The sequence below is a fragment of the Aminobacter sp. DSM 101952 genome (assembly GCF_001424795.1).
Lineage (GTDB): Bacteria > Pseudomonadota > Alphaproteobacteria > Rhizobiales > Rhizobiaceae > Aminobacter > Aminobacter aganoensis.
In genome coordinates, this window is the sequence record NZ_LMCL01000035.1 from 29,738 (window position 1) to 51,178 (window position 21,441).

At 64.0% G+C, this 21,441-nt stretch carries 26 protein-coding genes; 16 read left to right on the plus strand and 10 right to left on the minus strand.

Features of this window, described 5'->3' with window-relative positions:
* Positions 1-12: 12 nt before the first annotated feature.
* The 3 genes from ASC75_RS24165 to ASC75_RS24175 are packed head-to-tail and all read left to right on the plus strand — an operon-like array spanning position 13 to position 2,035.
* Positions 13-1,119: a murein transglycosylase A gene (locus ASC75_RS24165; RefSeq protein WP_055981838.1), complete on the plus strand. Its 1,107-nt coding sequence runs from the start codon at positions 13-15 to the stop codon at positions 1,117-1,119.
* Positions 1,116-1,664 carry a Smr/MutS family protein gene (locus ASC75_RS24170; protein ID WP_055981842.1) on the plus strand — a complete coding sequence of 183 codons (549 nt, stop codon included), beginning with the start codon at positions 1,116-1,118 and terminating at the stop codon, positions 1,662-1,664. Before ASC75_RS24165 ends, ASC75_RS24170 begins: the two co-directional genes overlap by 4 nt.
* Complete coding sequence (locus ASC75_RS24175; RefSeq protein WP_055981845.1) at positions 1,661-2,035, plus strand: helix-turn-helix domain-containing protein; 375 nt, start codon at positions 1,661-1,663, stop codon at positions 2,033-2,035. Before ASC75_RS24170 ends, ASC75_RS24175 begins: the two co-directional genes overlap by 4 nt.
* On the opposite strand, the gene ASC75_RS24180 is transcribed toward ASC75_RS24175, so the two are convergent.
* The 6 genes from ASC75_RS24180 to hslV all read right to left on the minus strand — a co-directional run bounded on the left by ASC75_RS24180 (position 2,032) and on the right by hslV (position 7,201).
* Entirely contained in the window at positions 2,032-2,994 is a 963-nt protein-coding gene (locus ASC75_RS24180) for a DUF1402 family protein (RefSeq protein ID WP_055981849.1), read from the minus strand. The genes ASC75_RS24175 and ASC75_RS24180 overlap by 4 nt on opposite strands.
* A 162-nt stretch (positions 2,995-3,156) precedes the next feature.
* Positions 3,157-4,464, minus strand: a complete 1,308-nt coding sequence (hslU, locus tag ASC75_RS24185; protein ID WP_055981852.1) for an ATP-dependent protease ATPase subunit HslU — start codon at positions 4,462-4,464, stop codon at positions 3,157-3,159.
* Between the two features lie 29 nt (positions 4,465-4,493).
* The gene (locus ASC75_RS24190; RefSeq protein WP_055981855.1) at positions 4,494-5,546 is read right to left on the minus strand and encodes a hypothetical protein; all 1,053 of its coding nucleotides are present in this window, start codon (positions 5,544-5,546) and stop codon (positions 4,494-4,496) included.
* The gene (locus tag ASC75_RS24195) at positions 5,546-6,145 is read right to left on the minus strand and encodes a DUF2585 domain-containing protein (protein ID WP_055981864.1); all 600 of its coding nucleotides are present in this window, start codon (positions 6,143-6,145) and stop codon (positions 5,546-5,548) included. Before ASC75_RS24195 ends, ASC75_RS24190 begins: the two co-directional genes overlap by 1 nt.
* A complete protein-coding gene (locus ASC75_RS24200; protein ID WP_055981866.1) occupies positions 6,142-6,663 on the minus strand; it encodes a GNAT family N-acetyltransferase in 522 nt (173 codons plus the stop codon). Before ASC75_RS24200 ends, ASC75_RS24195 begins: the two co-directional genes overlap by 4 nt.
* Complete coding sequence (hslV, locus tag ASC75_RS24205; protein ID WP_055981869.1) at positions 6,653-7,201, minus strand: ATP-dependent protease subunit HslV; 549 nt, start codon at positions 7,199-7,201, stop codon at positions 6,653-6,655. Before hslV ends, ASC75_RS24200 begins: the two co-directional genes overlap by 11 nt.
* Positions 7,202-7,392: 191 nt before the next feature.
* On the opposite strand from hslV, the gene hisB reads away from it, so the two are divergent.
* From hisB to coaA, 7 genes are all read left to right on the plus strand, one after another.
* Complete coding sequence (gene hisB, locus ASC75_RS24210; RefSeq protein ID WP_055981872.1) at positions 7,393-7,992, plus strand: imidazoleglycerol-phosphate dehydratase HisB; 600 nt, start codon at positions 7,393-7,395, stop codon at positions 7,990-7,992.
* Positions 7,993-7,994: 2 nt separating this feature from the next.
* Positions 7,995-8,471 (plus strand): DUF2628 domain-containing protein, encoded by a 477-nt coding sequence (locus ASC75_RS24215; protein ID WP_055981875.1) that lies wholly within the window; start codon positions 7,995-7,997, stop codon positions 8,469-8,471.
* 1 nt (position 8,472) lies between these two features.
* Positions 8,473-9,123 carry an imidazole glycerol phosphate synthase subunit HisH gene (hisH, locus tag ASC75_RS24220; protein WP_055981878.1) on the plus strand — a complete coding sequence of 217 codons (651 nt, stop codon included), beginning with the start codon at positions 8,473-8,475 and terminating at the stop codon, positions 9,121-9,123.
* Positions 9,120-9,884, plus strand: a complete 765-nt coding sequence (hisA, locus tag ASC75_RS24225; protein ID WP_055981881.1) for a 1-(5-phosphoribosyl)-5-[(5-phosphoribosylamino)methylideneamino]imidazole-4-carboxamide isomerase — start codon at positions 9,120-9,122, stop codon at positions 9,882-9,884. The genes hisH and hisA overlap by 4 nt, the downstream gene beginning before the upstream one ends.
* A 103-nt stretch (positions 9,885-9,987) precedes the next feature.
* The gene (gene hisF / locus ASC75_RS24230; RefSeq protein ID WP_055981885.1) at positions 9,988-10,773 is read left to right on the plus strand and encodes an imidazole glycerol phosphate synthase subunit HisF; all 786 of its coding nucleotides are present in this window, start codon (positions 9,988-9,990) and stop codon (positions 10,771-10,773) included.
* Between the two features lie 120 nt (positions 10,774-10,893).
* Positions 10,894-11,220 (plus strand): phosphoribosyl-ATP diphosphatase, encoded by a 327-nt coding sequence (locus ASC75_RS24235; protein WP_055981887.1) that lies wholly within the window; start codon positions 10,894-10,896, stop codon positions 11,218-11,220.
* A 30-nt stretch (positions 11,221-11,250) separates the two neighbouring features.
* On the plus strand, positions 11,251-12,213 hold the full coding sequence (gene coaA / locus ASC75_RS24240; protein ID WP_055981890.1) for a type I pantothenate kinase: 963 nt from the start codon (positions 11,251-11,253) through the stop codon (positions 12,211-12,213).
* Here coaA and ASC75_RS24245 read toward each other — a convergent pair.
* The 4 genes from ASC75_RS24245 to ASC75_RS24260 all read right to left on the minus strand — a co-directional run bounded on the left by ASC75_RS24245 (position 12,210) and on the right by ASC75_RS24260 (position 15,649).
* Positions 12,210-12,827 (minus strand): alpha-ketoglutarate-dependent dioxygenase AlkB, encoded by a 618-nt coding sequence (locus ASC75_RS24245; protein WP_055981892.1) that lies wholly within the window; start codon positions 12,825-12,827, stop codon positions 12,210-12,212. The genes coaA and ASC75_RS24245 overlap by 4 nt on opposite strands.
* A 92-nt stretch (positions 12,828-12,919) precedes the next feature.
* Entirely contained in the window at positions 12,920-13,435 is a 516-nt protein-coding gene (gene lysM / locus ASC75_RS24250; RefSeq protein WP_055981896.1) for a peptidoglycan-binding protein LysM, read from the minus strand.
* An 80-nt stretch (positions 13,436-13,515) separates the two neighbouring features.
* The gene (gene arfB, locus ASC75_RS24255) at positions 13,516-13,953 is read right to left on the minus strand and encodes an alternative ribosome rescue aminoacyl-tRNA hydrolase ArfB (RefSeq protein ID WP_055981899.1); all 438 of its coding nucleotides are present in this window, start codon (positions 13,951-13,953) and stop codon (positions 13,516-13,518) included.
* 85 nt (positions 13,954-14,038) lie between these two features.
* Positions 14,039-15,649 (minus strand): phosphoenolpyruvate carboxykinase, encoded by a 1,611-nt coding sequence (locus ASC75_RS24260; RefSeq protein WP_055981903.1) that lies wholly within the window; start codon positions 15,647-15,649, stop codon positions 14,039-14,041.
* A 361-nt stretch (positions 15,650-16,010) separates the two neighbouring features.
* Here ASC75_RS24260 and ASC75_RS24265 point away from each other — a divergent pair, with 361 nt between their 5' ends.
* The 6 genes from ASC75_RS24265 (at position 16,011) to ahcY (ending at position 21,386) form a co-directional block, all read left to right on the plus strand.
* Positions 16,011-16,712 carry a response regulator transcription factor gene (locus tag ASC75_RS24265; protein ID WP_055982326.1) on the plus strand — a complete coding sequence of 234 codons (702 nt, stop codon included), beginning with the start codon at positions 16,011-16,013 and terminating at the stop codon, positions 16,710-16,712.
* Positions 16,713-16,734: 22 nt separating this feature from the next.
* Positions 16,735-18,519, plus strand: a complete 1,785-nt coding sequence (locus ASC75_RS24270; RefSeq protein ID WP_055981906.1) for a sensor histidine kinase — start codon at positions 16,735-16,737, stop codon at positions 18,517-18,519.
* Positions 18,520-18,537: 18 nt separating this feature from the next.
* Positions 18,538-18,969 (plus strand): serine kinase, encoded by a 432-nt coding sequence (locus tag ASC75_RS24275; protein ID WP_055982329.1) that lies wholly within the window; start codon positions 18,538-18,540, stop codon positions 18,967-18,969.
* Between the two features lie 163 nt (positions 18,970-19,132).
* Positions 19,133-19,534 (plus strand): PTS sugar transporter subunit IIA, encoded by a 402-nt coding sequence (locus ASC75_RS24280; RefSeq protein ID WP_055981908.1) that lies wholly within the window; start codon positions 19,133-19,135, stop codon positions 19,532-19,534.
* Positions 19,531-19,833, plus strand: coding sequence for an HPr family phosphocarrier protein (locus ASC75_RS24285; protein WP_055981911.1), 303 nt, complete (start codon positions 19,531-19,533; stop codon positions 19,831-19,833). Before ASC75_RS24280 ends, ASC75_RS24285 begins: the two co-directional genes overlap by 4 nt.
* A gap of 152 nt (positions 19,834-19,985) precedes the next feature.
* Entirely contained in the window at positions 19,986-21,386 is a 1,401-nt protein-coding gene (ahcY, locus tag ASC75_RS24290) for an adenosylhomocysteinase (RefSeq protein ID WP_055981916.1), read from the plus strand.
* Positions 21,387-21,441: the final 55 nt, after the last annotated feature.

The following is a 21,441-nucleotide window of genomic DNA, read 5'->3' on the forward strand; positions in this document are numbered from 1 at the left end:
CGGGCGAAGCCCGTGTCGCTCTCGCCCGCGCTTCGCCAGGTCACGTTCGCAGACCTCCCCGGCTGGCTGGAAGATGACCAGCTGGCCGCTTTCGAAGCCTTCCGGCGCTCCGCCTTTCATGTCCTGACCAAACCCTATCGCAGCGGCGCCCTCGGCGTCGCTTTCGATGCTTTCGGCCCATCCTATGCCGAGGCCCGCGAACAACCGGCAACGACCGGCGCTGCGGCCCGCGAATTCTTCGAACGCCATTTCCAGCCGGCCTTTGTCGTGCCGGATGGCCGCGATCAAGGTCTGGTCACGGGTTTCTACGAGCCGGAAGTCGAGGCATCGCCCGTCCGCACCGACATTTTCCGGGTGCCGTTGCTGTCGCGCCCGGCCGATCTCGTCGATGTCGACGACGACAACCGCCCGGCCGGCATGGACCCTTACCTCGCCTTCGCCCGGCAGACGCCAGACGGGCTCGTCGAATATTGCGACCGGCCGGCGATCGAACAGGGCGCCTTGTCGGGCAAGGATCTGGAGATCGCCTGGCTGGCCGACCCGGTCGATGCGTTTTTCGTCCATGTGCAGGGCGCTGCGCGGCTGTTGATGACCGACGGGTCGCTGCGGCGCGTCACCTATACCGCAAAATCCGGCCAGCGCTTCACGGGTCCGGGCGGAATTCTCGCAAAAATCGGCGAAATCCCGCTCGAAAAAGTGACGATGCAGTCGATCCGGGCGTGGTTCAAGGCCAATCCCCATCGCGTCGACGAGATCCTGTGGCAGAACCGATCTTATATTTTCTTCCGGCATGCGGAGGTCGATGACCCAGCCCTCGGGCCGATCGCCGCGGCAAAGGTGCCGCTGGCACCGGGCCGGTCGGTCGCCGTCGACCGCCTGTTGCACACCTTCGGCACGCCGTTCTTCATCGCCGCGCCGTCGCTGACCGCATTTGGCGGTACTCCTTTCGCCCGGCTGATGATCGCCCAGGACACCGGTTCGGCCATAACCGGCCAGGCGCGCGGCGATCTGTTCGCCGGATCGGGCTTTGCAGCCGGCGAGATTGCCGGCGTCGTCCGCAACGATGCCGATTTCTTCGCGCTTGTGCCGAAGTCCCTGTTTGCAGGGTCCGATTCATGAGCACCCGTCGCGAACGCAAGCTGAGCGACGAAGAGCGCGTGCTGTGGAACGTCATCGCCCGCACCACCTCGCCGCTCAAGGGCAAGAGGGCGGTCGAGGTTCCCGAGGTTGCCAAGGTCGAGGCACCGAAGACCGAGGCCATGCCGGCGAAAATCACCGCCGAGCAGCTTGCGCCGGCGCCCGCCAAGCCACCAAAGCGGCAGTATGTCGCCCATTCACTCGATGTTCCGACACGCGACAAACTCTCCAAGGGTCGCCTGCCGATCGAGGGCCGGGTCGATCTTCATGGCATGACGCAGGACGAGGCCTATTCGCTCTTGTATGCCTTCCTGAGCCGGGCGCATGCAGGTGGCCTGCGCTACGTACTGGTCATCACTGGCAAGGGCAATTCGAAGGGTGGCGACGGTGTGCTGAAGCGCATGGTTCCGGCCTGGCTCGACACTGCGCCCTTCCGCATGCTGATTTCCAGTCAGGACCATGCCGAGCGCCATCATGGCGGCTCCGGCGCGCTCTACATCAGGATCCGGCGGAGGCCTGGCGCATGACCCCGCTCGGCGAACGCATCCGCGAACTTCGGCGCGAGCGCGGCGTCAGCCAGAAGGACATGGCCGCCACCATCGGCGTCAGCGCCGCCTACCTCTCGGCCCTGGAGCACGGCCATCGCGGCGTGCCGACCTGGGCGATGATCCAGAAGATCATCGGCTACTTCAACGTCATCTGGGACGATGCCGAGGAATTGCAGAAACTGGCGGAGGGCTCGCATCCGCGCGTCGTCGTCGACACGGCGGGGCTTTCGCCTGCCGCCACCGAGCTCGCCAATCTGCTGGCCCAGGCCATCGGCGAATTGAACGAGACCGAACTGGCCGCCCTCAACGTTCACGTCCGCAACGCGATTGCGCGGAAGAAGCGCGGCTAAAACAGCGCCTTGAGCTCGTCGAGGCGGTCGTTGACCAGCCAGCCGTAGTAATTTTCCTCGGGCACCTTGGGTTCTTCGCCGGCGCCCTGGCGCCGGTCGTTCTCGGCCTTGAGCGCATAGGCCCGCGCCTCGGGACTACCGACATTGTAGAGCGTGGCGGTCAGCCCCGGATTGCCCGAAATATCGAAGCCGGCGATGCTTTTGTAGGCGTCGATCGAGGTCTTCAGCGTCGCGGCGACATAAGGCAGCGTCAGGTCGGGGTCCATGATGGTCTTGTAGACGGCATTCGGGTCGCTCTCGTCGAGCTTGGGCAGGCGCGACACCTTGTTCACCATGTCGCTCATCTGCAGTGCGGTCAGCGGGTTGAGCTGGCCGATGCCGAAGGTCTGGCCGGCATAGAAGGGCTGGAAGAAGGTGGCGCTGAACCGGTCGTTGGGAAAGCTGGTGCCGCCGACGCTCTTGCCGCGGAAGTCCTGGTTCCACACGCGCTCGCGGCATTCCCACAGGTCGTAACTGCCCGATTTGCCGGCGCATTCGGCGAATTCGGGCCGCTTGATGAAATCGGAGATGTCCTCGCCCTCATAGGCGAAACGCAGCTTGCTGGAGAGATAGGACACCGCCTTGACGTAATAGGTCTGCAGCCGGTCATAGGCGTCGACATTGTAGGTGTGCTCGCCGACGATGGCCCCGACGATGTGCATCGGGTCGATGCCGTAAGCGCGCGCCACCGACTTGATCTTGCCGCGCAATTCGTCGTCGTTCTGCAGCAGCGCGTAGACCTTGCGGTACTTGGCGTCGAACGTGGTCTTGCCCGCTCTCGTGCGCTTGGACGAGGCGCCGGGCACGTCGGGCTGTTCGGCATGCACGTTGCCGGCGGCAACCACCGTCGTGGCAGCCGATGCCTGCGGCGTGCTGAAGGCTGCCGCGAGGAGAAATGCAGTGAGAAATGCACGTTTCATATGCTGATGTATGCCCAAGCTTTGTCAGGGCAAATTAGAAAATGCCCCACGCTTAGTCGAGGGCGTTGTCGCCCGATGCTGCGAAACCTGGCGGGATGGTTCCATTCGGCCACAGGTCGGGCAGGGCGGCGACCTGCGCAAGGCAGGCCGCCGCTGAAGCTTTTAGAGAATGAAGCGCGACAGGTCGGTGTTGCGCGAGAGATCGCCGACATGCTTTTCGACATAGGCGGCGTCGATCTTGACCGACGTGCCGTTGCGGTCCGGTGCGTCGTAGGAGATCTCGTCGAGCACGCGTTCCATCACCGTCTGCAGGCGCCGCGCGCCGATGTTCTCGACCGAGGCGTTGAGGTCGACCGCGATGCCGGCGAGTGCATCGATGGCGTCGTCGGTGAATTCGAGGTCGACGCCTTCGGTGTTCATCAGGGCGATGTACTGCTTGATCAGGCTGGCTTCCGTCTCCGTCAGGATGCGGCGGAAGTCGTCCTTTTCCAGCGCGCGTAACTCGACGCGGATCGGCAGGCGGCCCTGCAGTTCCGGCAGCAGGTCCGACGGCTTGGAGACGTGGAACGCGCCCGAAGCGATGAACAGGATGTGGTCGGTCTTGATCTGCCCGTATTTGGTCGCAACCGTCGTGCCTTCGACGAGCGGCAACAGGTCCCGCTGCACGCCTTCGCGCGAGGGGCCGCCATGGACATCGCCACGGGCGATCTTGTCGATCTCGTCGAGGAAGACGATGCCTTCGTTCTCGGTGACCTCGAGCGCACGGCGGACGACCTCGTCCTGGTCGAGCAGCTTGTCGGACTCGTCGCTGATCAGCAGCGCGTAGGATTCCTTGACGGTGGTCTTGCGCGCCTTGGTGCGCTGGCCGCCCATCGCCTTTTGCAGCATGTCGTTGATGTTGAGCACGCCGACATTGCCGCCGGGCATGCCCGGGATGTCGAAGCTCGGCATGCCGCCGGTGCCGGTGTCGGCGACCTGGATCTCGATTTCCTTGTCGTCGAGCTCGCCGTCGCGCAGCTTTTTCCGGAACGAGTCGCGGGTCGCCGGGCTCGCGGTCTTGCCGACCAACGCCTCGAGCACGCGCTCCTCTGCGTTGACATGGGCGCGGGCCTTGACGTCTTCGCGCATCTTCTCGCGCACAAGGCCGATGGCGACCTCGACCAGGTCGCGGATGATCTGCTCGACGTCGCGGCCGACATAGCCGACCTCGGTGAACTTGGTCGCCTCGACCTTGACGAAGGGCGCACCCGCCAGCTTGGCCAGCCGGCGCGATATCTCGGTCTTGCCGACGCCGGTCGGCCCGATCATCAGGATGTTCTTGGGCATGACCTCTTCGCGCATCTGGCCTTCCAGCTGCTGCCGGCGCCAGCGGTTGCGCAGGGCAATCGCCACGGCGCGCTTGGCGTCCTTCTGGCCGATGATGAAGCGGTCGAGTTCTGAAACGATCTCACGGGGAGAGAATGTGGACATGGCGTTACTCTCGAATACTCAGTTGGGGCTTATGTATGGGCTGGAAGCCGTACCGCAAGGGCGCCGGGCAGCAGCGGCAGAAGGGTCCGTCGCAGCGCATGCCAGCCGGCGCTGAGCAACAGCACCAGGGCGCCGAGAACCAGCATGGTCAGCGGCACGACGCCGTCCGACAGTCCGGCCTTGACGACCAGCGAGCCGAAGGCAAAGCCGGCATAGGACAGGCCGGAAACAAGGATCGCGCGCCTGTCGACGACAAGGGCGACGATCGCCAGTGCGATGAAGATTGCCAGGATGCTCCACGCTGAAACCGCCTCGGAGCCGCCCTCGCCAACCAGCCCGCCGACCATCGGGTGGACGATCAGCGGTGCTGCCAGCATGTGCAGCCAGAATGCGATGTCGGTGCGCCGGGTCTGGCGTTGCGGATCGCTCAGGTCGAACCGCATGGCGAGCGTGAACACGGCAAGGCCGCAGGCCAGCAGCAGGGGCTTGGCCGCCTCGACGGCGAAATCCGGCCAGAGCATGAAAAGGACGCCCACGACCGAGGCGACAAGGGCAGCCACGCCGGCAGCAATCGTCACCGGTACCCGGAAACGCCGGTAGTGCAATGCGGCCGCAACGGCGGTGGCAAGGCCTGCGACGACGATCGGCAAGCCGCCGTGGTTGCCGAGACCCACGCCGAATCTGAGACTGGGGTTGAAGGCTTCCGCAACGGTCGAAAAGACCGCTCCCGCATAGACCAGGAGCAACACGATGCTGGGCAACGCCATGCGTTGCTGGCGGGTAAAATACTCGGCCAGAAGCCAGCTCGCCGCCGCGATGACGGCGAACATGCCGGTGTTGCCGACCATGTCGCGGGAGAAATAGCCCAGGGCGCCCAGGAACAGGCCGAGGCCGATGGTGACGAAGATGTCGCTGAAGCCGCTGATGAACCGGAACTTCTCGTCGTCATGCGGTTCCCGGTCGAGGACGGGCGCGTTGGCGCTTTCGAGATCGCGCAGCCCTTGCGCCTGCTCGGCGGTCAGCAACCCGCTCGCCACGGCGGCGAGCAGCGTATCGGGCGATATGTCGGAAGGCTTGGTCATTACATCATCCCCGCTTGCCATTGCTTGATCGCGTCCAGCGGATAGACCAGCATGATGACGTTGAGCGTCAGGTTGTCCCGGATGACGTAGCCGACGCCGATCTCGAAGATGATGGCCAGGGCGACGGTGCTCCAGACCGGGAGCCGCGCCGCCATCGCAAAGCCCAGCACCATGGCCAAAGTGTCGAACACCGAATTCAGGACGCTGTCGCCGTAATAGTCGAGCGAAATGGTCCCCTCGCGATAGCGGTTGATGATGAAGTCGCTGTTTTCGACCAGTTCCCACGCCACTTCGATGCCGATGGCGACCGCCAGCCGGAAGCCGAGCGAACTCTTGGGCGCAATCCAGCTCATCAGCGCATAGAAAAGGAAGCCGTGGATGATGTGCGAGAAGGTGTACCAGTCGGAGATGTGCTGGGAATTCTCCGAGCTTTGCACCACCCCGTGCCAGAGCTTGACGTAACCGCACTTGCAGATCGCCGGATGGCCCATCCAGTACAGCGCGACCGCCTGCCCGGCGATCATCAGGGCGGCGACCAGCAGCCACCAGCCCAGTTTTTCACGTCGCGCGGCGGCTTCACTGTCCTGCGATAGGCTCATGCGTCGAATTCCCCCTCCTCCGCGTCTCGCGCCATCATCAGCGCGGGACCGTAAATCGACAAGCGTGTGTCGAAGGCCGCGAAACCGGCCTTTTCATAGGCGCGGATAGCCCGCTTGTTGGCAGGATCCGGATCGATGATCACGCGCGGTACCCCTTCCTCGAACAGTTCGTCGACGAACTGCCTGAGGATCGCCGAACCGTGGCCCTTCCCCACCAGGTCGGCCACGCCGATTGTAAGGTCGAGGCCGAGCGTGCCGAAAGGCTGGTCCTGATAGGGATGATCGTCTTCCAGGTGGGGATCGTAGCTCTGGAGATAGCCGATCGGCTTGCCATCGAGTTCGACGATCAGCGGCTCGACCGAGATGCTGTCGATATGTTCCGCGATCGAGGCCAGCTCTTCGGCCGCATCGCCCCACCATTCCGCGACATGCGGCGCTGCCAGCCATCTGGCGAGCAGCGGCATGTCTTTTCGTTCGACAGGACGGAAGTCGTAGCGCGCGGCTGCCTCAGTCGGCATCGAGCGTCTCAACCACGAAGCTGTGGTTGGTGTAGACGCAGATGTCGGCGGCGATCTGCATCGCCTTGCGAGCGATCTCCTCGGCGTCCTTGTCCGTGTCCATCAGTGCGCGGGCCGCGGCCAGTGCATAGTTGCCGCCCGAACCGATGGCCATCACGCCGAATTCGGGCTCCAGCACGTCGCCTGTACCGGTCAGCGCCAGCGACACGTTCTTGTCGGCGACAAGCATCATCGCTTCGAGGCGGCGCAGGTAGCGGTCGGTGCGCCAGTCCTTAGCGAGTTCGACGCAGGCGCGCGTCAACTGGTCGGGATACTGCTCGAGCTTGGCTTCGAGCCTTTCGAGAAGGGTGAAGGCGTCGGCGGTGGCGCCGGCAAACCCGGCAATCACATTGCCCTTGCCGAGGCGGCGGACCTTGCGGGCATTGCCCTTCATGATGGTCTGGCCGAGGCTGACCTGGCCGTCGCCGGCGATGACCACCTTGTTGCCCTTGCGCACCGTCACGATGGTCGTGGCGTGCATGCTCTGTTCGTTGGACATATGTAGCTCCGATGGCGCACGGCCCCTTCGAGGCGGCTCGTGCGTTACGAGTGGAAGTTCGATCTTATGTATGACGCGGCGCAAGGAATGCAAATCCGCATGCCGCGTCACGAAATGCCCTTTCGCGGCGATTGGCAAGCGGTCGAACATGCTGTTATTAGCATCTCGTTTTTGAGGACAAGGATCCGCCAATGGCCCCCCGTTCCGCCGAAGTCAGCCGCAAGACCAAGGAAACCGAGATTTCGGTCTCGGTCCACGTCGATGGCACCGGCCGTTCGGAGATGGCGACCGGCGTCGGCTTCTTCGACCACATGCTCGACCAGCTCTCCAGGCATTCGCTGATCGACATGAAGGTCTCCGCCAGGGGCGACCTGCACATCGACGACCACCACACCGTCGAGGATTGCGGCATCGCGATCGGCCAGGCGCTGTCCAAGGCGCTGGGCGACCGCCGCGGCATCATGCGCTACGCCTCGATCGACCTCGCCATGGACGAGACGCTGACACGCGCGGCCATCGACGTATCGGGCCGGCCGTTCCTGGTCTGGAACGTCGCCTTCTCGGCGCCCAAGATCGGCACCTTCGACACCGAGCTGGTGCGCGAGTTCTTCCAGGCACTGGCCCAGAATGCCGGCATCACCCTGCACGTCACCAACCATTACGGCGCCAACAACCACCACATCGCCGAAACCTGCTTCAAGGCCGTGGCGCGCGCGCTGCGCATGGCCCTTGAAAGCGATCCGCGCCAGCCTGACGCAGTACCCTCGACCAAGGGCAGCCTGAAGGGATAGCCATGGCCATCCATGTCGTCATGGAGCCGCCCGCCAAGGCGGGACAAAACGCTTCGGAAGCGGCCGTCTTCATTCGCGATGGCTTCCATTTCTTCGGCTTCATTGCGCCGCTGCTGTGGCTGTTGTGGCATCGGCTCTGGCTCGAAGCGGCGATGACCCTCGCCGCCACCCTGGCGCTTGCCGCGGCCAGCGAATGGGCAGGACTGACGTTTGCGGCACCGCTGCTGCCCTTGCTCATCTCGCTCTATGTCGGGCTCGAAGGCGGCGCGCTGCGCATCGCAGCGCTTCGCCGTGCCGGCTGGCACCAGTGGGGTGTCGTCGAGGCGGATTCGGTGGAAGACGCCGAGATGCGCTACCTCTTCGCCGCTGAAGCCGACGATGAGCCCGCCCCGGCTCCTGTTGCCATCTCCCCTGCCACGCCCCGGCCCCAGCCTGCTGGCGGAGCGCTCGGCCTCCTGCACTATCCCGGAAGAAACTGACATGCGCGTTGCCATCATCGACTACGGCTCGGGCAATCTGCGCTCGGCGACCAAGGCCTTCGAGCGTGCTGCCCGCGAGGCCGGCATATCGGCCGAGATCGAGCTGACGGCGGATGCCTGCCGCGTGCTTTCGGCCGACCGCATCGTGCTGCCCGGCGTCGGCGCCTATGCCGACTGCGCCCGCGGCCTGCGCGCCGTCGACGGCATGTGGGACGCGGTCGAGGAAGTCGCCATCCGCAAGGCGCATCCCTTCCTCGGCATCTGCGTCGGCATGCAGCTGATGTCCGAGCGCGGACTGGAAAAGACGGTCACCGAGGGCTTTGGCTGGATCGCCGGCGATGTCAAGGAGATCACGCCGAGCGACCCGTCGCTGAAGATTCCGCAGATCGGCTGGAACACGATTCACGTGAAACATCCGCACCCGGTCTTCGAGGGAATCCCTACCGGACCCGGCGGCCTGCACGCCTATTTCGTGCATTCCTACCATCTCGACGCAACCGACGAGAAACAGGTCCTGGCCAGTGCCGACTATGGCGGCCGTGTCACGGCGGCCGTTGCGCGCGACAATCTGGTCGGCACGCAGTTTCATCCTGAAAAGAGCCAGGCCCTTGGCCTTGCCCTCATCGCCAATTTCCTGAGGTGGAAGCCATGATCCTCTTTCCGGCCATCGACCTCAAGGACGGCCAGTGCGTTCGCCTCAAGCTTGGCGACATGGACCAGGCGACCGTCTACAACGATGACCCCGGCGCCCAGGCGAAAGCCTTCGAGGACCAGGGCTTCGAATGGCTGCATGTCGTCGACCTCAACGGTGCGTTTGCCGGCGAGAGCGTCAATGGCGCGGCCGTCGAGGCGATCCTCAAGGCGACGAAGAATCCGGTCCAGCTCGGCGGCGGCATCCGGACGCTCGATCACATCGAGCGCTGGCTCTCCAAGGGCCTCGCCCGGGTCATCCTCGGCACCGTCGCCGTCCGTGACCCCGAACTCGTCAAGGAAGCCTGCAGGAAGTTCCCCGGCAAGGTTGCCGTCGGCATCGATGCCAAGGGCGGCAAGGTCGCCGTCGAGGGTTGGGCTGAAGCGTCGAGCCTCGGCGTTGTCGAACTGGCGAAGAAATTCGAGGGCGCCGGCGTCGCCGCCATCATCTACACCGACATCGACCGTGACGGGGTGCTGGCCGGCATCAACTGGGATTCGACCATCGACCTCGCCGAGGCGGTCTCGATCCCGGTCATTGCCTCAGGCGGCCTCGCCTCGCTGGCCGACATCGTCCGGATGACCATGCCCGACGCGAAGAAACTCGAAGGCGCCATCTCCGGCCGCGCGCTCTATGACGGCCGCATCGACCCTGCCCAGGCGCTGGCGATCCTGCGCGGCGAGCTGAAACCCGAGCCGGGATTGTTCGAGGAACGGAAATGACCCTCAAGGCCCGCGCCATCTCCTGCCTCGACGTCAAGGACAGCCCGCGTCGCCCGCAGCCGCGAAGCGGCGAGGACGCGCAAACAAAAGAGGAGGCCGTCCTTTGACCCTCAAAGCCCGTGTCATTCCGTGCCTCGACGTCAAGGACGGCCGTGTCGTCAAGGGCGTCCAGTTCGTCGATCTGATCGACGCCGGCGATCCGGTCGAAGCCGCCAAGGCCTATGACGCCGCCGGTGCCGACGAGCTCTGCTTTCTCGACATCACCGCCTCGTCCGACAATCGCGAGACCATCTTCGACGTGGTCGCCCGCACTGCCGAGCAGTGCTTCATGCCGCTGACCGTCGGCGGCGGCGTGCGCCAGGTTGCCGACATCCGCAGGCTGCTGCTCGCCGGTGCCGACAAGGTTGCCATCAACACGGCGGCCGTGAAGAACCCCGCCTTCGTCGCCGAGGCCGCCGACAAGTTCGGCAACCAGTGCATCGTCGTTGCCATCGACGCCAAGAAGGTGTCTCAGGCCAACGAAGCCGACCGCTGGGAGATCTTCACCCATGGCGGCCGCGAGCGCACCGGCATCGATGCGGTCGAGTTCGCCCGCAAGGTCGTCGACCTCGGCGCCGGCGAAATCCTGCTCACCTCGATGGACCGAGACGGCACCAAGATCGGCTACGACATCGCCTTGACCCGCGCGGTGGCGGACGCCGTGCGTGCGCCGGTCATCGCCTCGGGCGGCGTCGGCAACCTCGACCACATGGTCGACGGTATCCGTGAGGGACATGCGACGGCGGTGCTTGCCGCGTCGATTTTCCATTTTGGCACCTACACCGTTGCCGAGGCCAAGGCGCACATGGCAAAAGCAGGTTTGCCGATGCGGCTCGACCCGATTGGCTGACTGGAGCATGATCCCGAAAAGTGGGAACCGGTTTTCGGAAAAGATCATGCTCCAACAAGAAGATAGAGCCCCATTCCGATTCAATCGGAATGGAACAGGCTCTAAAGTATCGAGGCCAAGATGAGCGGATTTTCCCTTTCCGACCTGGAAAAAATCGTCACCGAGCGGGCGCGTTCGGGCGATGCCAATTCATGGACCGCCAAGCTCTACCAGGGCGGCATGGAACGCGCGGCCAAGAAGCTCGGCGAAGAGGCGGTCGAGACCGTCATCGCTGCGGTCAAGGGCGACGATCGCGCCCTCGTTTCGGAAAGTGCCGATCTCCTTTATCATTGGCTCGTCGTGCTGGCTGTTGCCGGCGTGCCGATGGCCGAGGTGATGGCCGAGCTCGAGCGCCGCACCGCCCAGTCGGGTGTCGCCGAGAAGGCCGCGCGCAAGAACGAGGGCTGACCGCTGGTCAGGTCCCGCAGGGGAGGTTCGATGGATCAACTCGCGCCGGCGGACAAATACTCGCCTTACTGGTTTTTCTCGGCCGAGCATTGGGCCGGCTTCGGCGCCGACATGTCGATGACCCTGACCGCGGACGAGGTCAGGCGGCTGAGCTCGATGTACGAGCCCATCGACCTGGTCGAGGTCCGGCGCATCTACCTGTCTTTGTCGCGGCTGCTTTCGGCCCATGTCGAAACCAGTCAGCAGCTGTTTCGCCAGCGCCAGCGCTTCTTCAATTCGGACAAGAAGGGCACCAAGACCCCCTTCATCATCGGCATGGCGGGGTCGGTCGCCGTCGGCAAGTCGACCACCGCGCGTATCCTCAAGGAGCTTCTCACCCGCTGGCCGTCGAGCCCGAAGGTCGATCTGGTTACCACCGACGGTTTCCTCTATCCCAACGACGTGCTGCGCCGCGACAGCCTGATGGAGCGCAAGGGTTTCCCTGACAGCTACGATGTCGGCGCGCTGCTGCGCTTCCTCTCGGCGATCAAGTCGGGCCAGCCCAACGTCCGCGCGCCGGTCTATTCGCATTTGACCTATGACGTCATGCCCGGCGAGTTCGTCACCGTCGACCGCCCCGACATCCTGATTTTCGAGGGCATCAACGTGCTGCAGCCGCGCGAGTTGCCGAAGGACGGCAACTTGGTGCCCTTCGTCTCCGACTTCTTCGACTTCTCGATCTACATCGACGCCGATGAGAGCATCATCCATGAGTGGTACATCGACCGCTTCATGCGGCTGCGCGAAACCGCCTTCCGCAATCCGCAGTCGTTCTTCCATCGCTACTCGCAGCTGTCGGAGGATGCGGCCCGCGCCATTGCCGAGGGGCTGTGGGCCAACATCAACCTGAAGAACTTGCGCGAGAACATCCTGCCGACGCGCCCGCGCGCCGATCTTATCCTCAAGAAGGGTGCTGGCCATCTCGTCGAGGAAGTGGCGATCCGCAAGCTTTAGGCCGGCTTCGTCACCCGCCTGAGCGTCAGGTTGATCCGGCCGCCCTGCTTTAGCAGCGCCGACGTCATCGGATAGATGCGGTCGACGCCATGGAAGGCGAGCCGCCCTTCCCCGCCCAGCACCACCACGTCGCCGCTTTCCAGCCTGAACGACACCGTCCGGTCGTCGCGCCGCATGCCGCCGACGCGGAACAGGCAGGCATCGCCCAGGGATACCGACACCACGGGAGCTTCGAACTCCTTTTCGTCGCGGTCCTGGTGCAGGCCCATCTTGGCGGTGTCGGTGTAGAAGTTTACCAGGCAGGCCTCCGGAGGATGCGGATAGCCTGCGACCTCGCGCCATAGGGAAAGCAGCGCTTCGGGGATCGGCGGCCACGGCGCCCCGGTGACCGGATGGGTCGGCTGGTAGCGATAACCGCCCTCCTTGTCGGTGACCCAGCCCAGAGTGCCGCAATTGGTCATCCGCACGCTCATTTCCTTGCCGGTCTTCGGCATGGCGGGCGTGTAGAGCGGTGCCGTCTTCACCACCTCGCGGATGCTGTCGACCAGGCTTTCCTGGGCATCGCGCGAGAGAAAGCCGGGCATGTGGCGGATGCCTTTGGGAAGCACGAGCACGTTAGGGACCTTTCGATTCCGCCCAGAATGCCACTCCACAAGCAAAACGGCGACCCGAAAGCCGCCGTTCCGCATGATATGATGGCTTGGCTTCAGGCCGTCGCGATGTCGGGGATGCGCAGCACCTGGCCGGGATAGATCTTGTCAGGGTGCGTCAGCATCGGCTTGTTGGCCTCGAAGATGACGGTGTATTTCGACGCCTTGCCCTTGCCGTACTGGGCTTCGGCGATCTTCGACAGGTTGTCGCCCTTCTTGACGGTGTAGAACACCGGCGCTTTGGCCGGGGTCGCCGCCTTGACCAGTTCGGTCATGTCGACCTTGCTGTCGAGCTTGAGGCCGGAATCGGGCGCCACCACCTTCAGTTCGTCGGCCTGCACCTTGGAGACGCCGAGCGTGTTGCCGACGGCGATTACCGCCTTCTCGAAGATCGACTGGTCCTTGACCACGCCCGTCAGCACGGCGGTGTCGCCCTTGACCACCACCTGCACGTTGTCGGTGCCGAGCTTGTGCGAATCGAGTTCCTTCTTCAGCGTGTCGGCGCTCGGTGCCTCGTCGTCGCCGAAGCCAAGCTTCTTGCCGACATTCTTGACGAAATCGAACATGCCCATTCGTGGTCTCCCTTGCTGTGGCATTCGCCGGAGCTTGGCACCTGCATTGCCGAAATGGAAGCGGTATTGATTCCCGAGGCTTAATCGCCGTCGACGCGTCCGCGCAGCTTCTTGACCGTCGCGCGCCCGGCCTTGCTTTTCAGCCGTCGCTCCACCGAGCCTTTTGTCGGCCTGGTCTTCTTGCGCGGCGGCGGTGGCGGTTCGGCAGCCTTGGCGACAAGTGCCGCAAGCCGCGCCCTGGCGTCGGCCCGGTTCTGCTCCTGGGTGCGGTAGCGCCCGGCCTCGATGACGATCACGCCCTCCTTGGTCGCCTTCTGGCCGGCAAGCTTGATGGTGCGCTCGCGCACGCGTTCGGGCAGGCCCGGCGCGTTCGCGGCGTCGAAGCGCAGTTGCACGGCGGTGGCGACCTTGTTGACGTTCTGGCCCCCCGGCCCCGACGAGCGGATGAAGTTCTCCTCGATGTCGTCGGGATGGATGACCACGTCATGGGCAATGATGATCTTGTCGTCGGCGCTCATGCGCCAAGTCATGCCGTGGCGCGGCGCAAAAGAAAAGGCCCGGCACTTGGCCGGGCCTTTTCGATGTCGTTTCGGCAGGCCGCGATTACTCGGCGGCTTCCTGGGTGCGGGGCGCCGCGCCGCGCACGGTGGCGTCGACATGGCTTTCGAACTTGCCGAAATTGTCGATGAACATCGACACCAGCTTGCTGGCCTGGCGGTCATAGGCAGCGCCGTCGGCCCAGGTCGAGCGCGGGTCGAGGATCTTGCCTTCGACGCCGGGAACCGAAACCGGCACGGCGAAGCCGAAATTGGCATCGGTGCGGAATTCGACCGCGTTGAGCGAGCCGTCGAGGGCCGCAGCAAGCAGTGCGCGCGTCGCCTTGATCGGCATGCGCGAACCCGTGCCATAGGCGCCGCCGGTCCAGCCGGTGTTGACCAGCCAGCAATTGACGCCGTGGTCGGAGATCAGCTGGCGCAGCAGGTTGCCGTATTCGCTGGGGTGCCTGGGCATGAACGGCGCGCCGAAGCAGGTCGAGAACGTCGCCTCGGGCTCGGTCACGCCGCGTTCGGTGCCGGCGACCTTGGCCGTGTAGCCCGACAGGAAGTGGTACATCGCCTGTGCCGGCGTCAGCTTGGCGATGGGCGGCATCACGCCGAAGGCATCGGCCGTCAGCATGATGATGTTCTTCGGGTGGCTGGCGAGGCCGGTGGCGCTGGCGTTCGGAATGAAGTCGAGCGGATAGGCGCAACGGGTGTTTTCCGTACGCGAGCCGTCGTTGAAGTCGGGCACGCGATTGTCGTCGAGAATGACGTTCTCGAGCACCGTGCCGAAGCGCTGGGTCGTCGCGAAGATTTCTGGCTCGGCCTCGGCCGAGAGCCTGATCGTCTTGGCGTAGCAGCCGCCTTCGAAGTTGAAGATGCCGCCCGGGCCCCAGCCATGCTCGTCGTCGCCGATCAGCGTGCGCGCAGGGTCGGCCGACAGCGTCGTCTTGCCGGTGCCGGAAAGGCCGAAGAAGATGGCGGCATCGCCGTCCGGGCCCTCATTGGCCGAGCAGTGCATCGGCATCACGCCGCCGGCGGGCAGGATGTAGTTGAGCGCGGTGAACACCGACTTCTTCATTTCGCCGGCATATTCGGTGCCGCCGATGAGCACGATCATGCGCGTCAGGTCGACGGCGATCAGCGTCTCGCTGCGGCCGCCATGGCGCGCATTGTCGGCCTGGAACGACGGCAGGTCGATGATCGTCATCTTCGGTGCGAAGCCGGCCAGCTCCGCCTCGTCCGGGCGGATCAGCAGGTTGCGGATGAACATCGAGTGCCAGGCATATTCGGTGATGACCCGCGTCGGCAGGCTCAGCGAGCGGTCGGCGCCGCCGATCAGGTCCTGGACGAACAGATCCTTGTCAGCCGCATGGGCGAGGAAATCGGCGTGCAGCGCGTCGAACTGCGACCGCGTCATGGCATTGTTGTTGTCCCACCAGACCTGGGCCTCGGTGTTTTCGTCGCGCACGACGAACTTGTCCTTGGGCGAGCGGCCGGTGTACTGGCCGGTGTCGGCGACGAGCGCGCCGTGCGCCGTCAGCTGGGCCTCGCCGCGGCGAACCGCCTCTTCGACCAGCAGTGCAGCGCCCAGGTTGTAATGCACGGTGCCCGACGTCTTGAGCCCTGCCGTTTCGATCCCGTTGGCGGGATTACGCTTACCGATTTCCGACATTCGGTGAACCCTCGTTCGATTTGACGCCAATGTCCGGTCTGCGGGCCGGACGCCGCTGTCCCCGAGGGACCGAGGCAGCCAGAAACAGAAAAGCCAAGCGATTTCAAATCATTAATCGATTTAAAAATTTTGAAATTTATCTAAATCGTTTAAATGGCGGGGATTGGCGGCACCTTGCCCGGGAGTCAGGCAGGTTTTTTGTTCGAGCTTTTTTCGTGCCGCCCCATATAGCAAGCGAACTGGTTGTGGTGGTTGCACTCCCCTTCATCGGGGGGTATGCCACATTTTGTACCTAATTTGTCCTGCAAAAGCCCTGCTCGGAAGCAGGAAGGGACACCCGCTCATGAGGGAGCCGCTGGAAATGGCAACGATCGCGCTTGTCGACGACGACCGCAACATTTTGACATCGGTTTCGATAGCGCTCGAGTCCGAAGGGTATCGTGTCGAGACCTACACCGACGGTGCCTCGGCACTGGAGGGGCTGGCCGCGCGGCCGCCGAACCTCGCCATCCTCGACATCAAGATGCCGCGCATGGACGGCATGGAGCTGTTGCGCCGTTTGCGCCAGAAGACCGACCTGCCGGTGATCTTCCTGACGTCGAAGGACGATGAGATCGATGAGCTGTTCGGCCTCAAGATGGGCGCCGACGATTTCATCCGCAAGCCGTTTTCCCAGCGTCTGCTGGTCGAGCGCGTACGCGCCGTGCTGCGCCGTGCCAGTGCCCGCGAGGCCGCGGCCAAGACGCCGAGCCCGCAGTCGCGTTCGCTGGAGCGCGGCCAGTTGGTGATGGACCAGGAGCGCCACACCTGCACCTGGAAGGGCGAGCCGGTCATCTTGACCGTCACCGAATTCCTGATCCTGCACTCGCTGGCCCAGCGCCCGGGTGTCGTCAAAAGCCGAGACGCCTTGATGGATTCGGCTTATGATGAGCAGGTCTATGTCGATGACCGTACCATCGACAGCCACATCAAGCGCCTGCGCAAGAAGTTCAAGGCCGTCGACGACGACTTCGAGATGATCGAAACGCTCTATGGTGTCGGCTACAGATTCCGCGAAGCGTGAGATCGGCGGGGGCTGAGATCACATGGCGATGGAAGCAGAGATCAGGAAACCCGTGGCCGCCACGAAGCGGTCGCGCGGTCGCCTGTCGCTGTTCCTCGACCGGGCAAGGATTCGGCTGAGCCGCTTCCTCGGCCACTATTTCTTCTCCAGCCTGACGCGCCGCATCCTGTTCCTCAACCTCGCCGGGTTGGCGGTGCTGGTCGCCGGCATCCTGTATCTCAACACGTTCCGCGACGGCCTGATCGGCGCTCGTGTCGAGAGCCTGATGACGCAGGGCGAGATCATTGCCGGCGCCATTGCCGCCTCGGCCACCGTCGAGACCGATTCGATCAGCATCGACCCGGAAAAGCTGCTCGAGCTGCAGGCCGGCGAAACGCTTGGCCCGGGCTCCGACCAGCTCGACAGCCTCGATTTTCCGATCAATCCCGAGCGCGTGGCGCCCGTCCTGCGCCGGCTGATCTCGCCGACCAGGACGCGCGCCCGCATCTACGACCGCGACGCCAATCTGCTGCTCGATTCGCGTCATCTCTATTCGCGCGGCCAGATCCTCCGCTACGACCTTCCGCCCGTCGAAGAAGACGAGCCGACCGTGTTCGAGCGGGCGCAGAAGTTCATCTTCGACTTTTTCCGCGACAGCGCGCTGCCGGTCTACAAGGAACAGCCCGGCGGCAATGGCGCTGCCTTCCCCGAGGTCGTCCAGGCATTGACCGGCGGCCCGGCGACGATCGTCCGGGTCAGCGAACAGGGCGAGCAGATCGTCTCCGTCGCCGTTCCGATCCAGCGCTTCCGCGCCGTGCTCGGCGTGCTGATGCTGTCGACCGAAGGCGGCGACATCGACAAGATCGTCGCTGCCGAGCAGAAGGCCATCCTGCGCGTCTTCGGCGTGGCTGCTTTGGTCACGGCCATTCTGTCGATGCTGCTGGCATCGACCATCGCCAACCCGCTGCGCCGGCTGTCCGCTGCCGCCAACCGGGTGCGCCGCGGCGGCAAGAGCCGCGAGGAAATCCCCGATTTCTCCGATCGCCAGGACGAGATCGGCAACCTGTCGGTTGCCGTGCGCGACATGACCAAGGCGCTTTACGCCCGCATCGAAGCGATCGAGAGTTTTGCCGCCGACGTCAGCCACGAGCTCAAGAACCCGCTGACCTCGCTGCGCAGCGCAGTCGAGACTTTGCCGCTCGCCAGGAACGAAAGCTCGCGCGAGCGGCTGATGGAGGTCATCCAGCACGACGTGAAGCGTCTCGACCGGTTGATCACCGACATCTCCGACGCCTCCCGTCTCGATGCCGAGCTGGCGCGCGAGGATGCCGGCAAGGTGGATCTCAAGAAGTTCATCGGCGACCTGGTTTCCGTGTCGCGCGAGGCCGGCCGCCACAAGAAGGCGGTTGAGATCGCGTTCACCGTCGCCAAGCTGCCTGCTGGCATGAAGAACTACAACGTCGTCGGCCACGACCTGCGCATCGGCCAGGTCATCACCAACCTGATCGAGAACGCCCGCTCCTTCGTGCCCGACGACCATGGCCACATTGCCATTTCGCTGGCCCGTGTCGGCAAGTTCAATGTCATCACGGTCGAGGACAACGGCCCCGGCATTCGTGCCGAAAACATCGACCGCATCTTTGAGCGCTTCTACACCGACCGCCCGGCGGGCGAGGCTTTCGGCCAGAATTCCGGCCTCGGCCTGTCGATCAGCCGCCAGATCGTCGAGGCCCATGGCGGCACGCTGAGTGCTGAAAACATCACAGGCACCAAGCCGGGCGAACTCAAGGGCGCGCGCTTCGTCGTTGCCCTGCCGGCCGACAGCTGACCCGTGGCGCCAGCCAACATGCATGCCACGGCGGTTGTGCTCGGCGATCGCTGCGTGCTGGTCGCCGGATCGTCGGGATCGGGCAAGACGGCGCTTGCTTTGGCGCTGGTCGAGAAATTCCGCGGCGCAGGCCGATTTGCTAGGCTGGTTTCCGACGATCAGGTCTTCCTGTCGGTGCACTATGGCAGGCTTTTGTGCCATGCTCCGCAAGCCATTTCCGGCCTGGCCGAAGTCCGCGGCGTCGGTCCGGTTCCGGTCGAGCATGAAGCCGCAGCTGCAGTCGACCTGCTGGTCAGGCTCGTTCCTGCGACCGAAGTGGAACGGTTGCCTGGACAGGACAGCGAGCCGATCCTTGGTTGCATGATAAAGCGTTTGCTGCTCGCTGAGCGGGAAAATTCCATGGCTACCCCGGCAATTCTGGCCCGGCTGGGCATCACCCTCTTCGCCTGACGCTGCACAAACTTTTTGCTGCATTGCGTCAAAATGGCGTGGCGAGCAGCAGATTGGGGCTTGTAAACGCTCTCGCCCTCGACAAGATAGCGCTCCCGCCCTCCGCGAAGGCGGCAAGAGTACTGCGCGGCTGTGAAGAGGCCATGACGGGAGCCAAATCAGAATGATCGGACTCGTGCTTGTGACGCACGGTCAGCTGGCCGAAGAGTTCCGCCATGCCGTGGAACACGTCGTCGGACCGCAGGACAATTTCGAGACAGTCTCCATCGGAGCCGACGATGACATGGCGCAGCGTCGCAGCGACATCATCGACGCCGTCGCCAGCGCCGACACCGGCAATGGCGTGGTCGTGCTCACCGACATGTTCGGCGGAACGCCGTCCAATCTGGCGATTTCGGTGATGGAAGCCGGCCGTGTCGAAGTCATCGCCGGCATGAACCTGCCGATGCTCATCAAGCTGACGAGCGTGCGCAAGGCCGACAACATGGCCGCTGCCCTCGACGAGGCACAGGCCGCCGGCCGCAAATACATCAATGTTGCAAGTCAGGTGTTGAGCGGCAAATGAGCGGCATGCCCTACTCGCCCGAGAAGGGCCACATCGTCCGCGATCTCACCATAGTCAACCAGCGCGGCCTGCATGCCCGCGCCTCGGCCAAGTTTGTCCAGATCGCCGGCGAGTTCCAGGCCAATGTCACCGTCGAGAAGGACGGCATTTCCGTCGGCGGCACCTCGATCATGGGCCTGATGATGCTCGCCGCCAGCCCCGGCTGCACCATCCGCGTCACAGCCAGCGGCCCGGAGGCCACCGAGGCGATGGAAGCGCTTTCGACGCTCGTCGCCGCCCGCTTCGGCGAGGAGTGCTGATCGCCGGACTGAGTCCTGCGTGACATGCACGAATAAAGATTTCTTTATGTCCCATTGTCGATAACGGCCTGATCTGGTAGTCAGGCCGATCTTTCGCGCGCCCCCGCATCCCTCCCGCGGCGGCGTGAAGCAAACAGGAATCGGAGCAAGCCATGACGGGTAGCAAGGATTATCTGGTCGCCGACATTTCGCTCGCCGGCTGGGGTCGCAAGGAAATCGAGATCGCCGAAACCGAGATGCCGGGCCTGATGGCCTGCCGCGAGGAGTTCGGTGAAGCAAAGCCGCTCAAGGGCGCGCGCATTTCCGGGTCGCTGCACATGACCATCCAGACGGCTGTGCTGATCGAGACGCTGAAGGAACTCGGTGCCGACATCCGCTGGGCCTCGTGCAATATCTTCTCGACCCAGGATCATGCCGCGGCAGCCATCGCGGACGCCGGCATCCCGGTCTTCGCCGTCAAGGGCGAGACGCTCGAGGAATACTGGCAGTACACCGACCAGATCTTCCAGTGGACCGATGGCGGTGCCACCAACATGATCCTCGACGATGGCGGCGACGCCACCATGTACATCCTGATCGGCGCCCGTGCCGAGGCCGGCGAGAACGTGCTGTCCAACCCGGGCAGCGAAGAGGAAGAGATCCTGTTCGCCCAGATCAAGAAGCGCATGGCTGAAACGCCGGGCTTCTTCGCCAAGCACAAGGCTGCCATCCGCGGCGTCACCGAAGAGACCACGACCGGCGTTAACCGTCTCTACCAGCTGCAGAAGAAGGGCCTGCTGCCCTTCCCGGCAATCAACGTCAATGACTCCGTCACCAAGTCGAAGTTCGACAACAAGTACGGCTGCAAGGAATCGCTGGTCGACGGCATCCGCCGCGGCACCGACGTCATGATGGCCGGCAAGGTCGCCGTCGTCTGCGGTTACGGCGACGTCGGCAAGGGCTCGGCCGCTTCGCTCCAGGGTGCCGGCGCCCGCGTCAAGGTCACGGAAGTCGACCCGATCTGCGCGCTCCAGGCCGCGATGGACGGCTTCGAGGTCGTCACGCTGGAAGACGCAGCACCGACCGCCGACATCGTCATCACCACGACCGGCAACAAGGACGTCATCACCCTCGACGACATGCGCCGGATGAAGGACATGGTCATCGTCGGCAACATCGGCCACTTCGACAACGAGATCCAGGTCGCCGCCCTGCGCAACCTCAAGTGGACCAACGTCAAGCCGCAGGTCGACATGATCACCTTCCCGGATGGCAAGCGCATGCTGCTCCTGTCGGAAGGTCGTCTGCTCAACCTCGGCAATGCCACCGGCCACCCCAGCTTCGTCATGTCGGCGTCGTTCACCAACCAGACGCTGGCCCAGATCGAGCTTTTCACCAAGCCCGGCCAGTACAAGAACGAAGTCTATGTCCTGCCCAAGCATCTCGACGAGAAGGTCGCCCGCCTGCACCTCGACAAGCTCGGTGCCAAGCTGACCACCCTGTCTGATGAACAGGCCACTTATATCGGCGTGACGCCGAAGGGCCCGTTCAAGCCGGAACACTACCGCTATTAACCATAGCGTAAATACATACAACATATTGAAACCGGGCGATTGACTTTCGCCCGGT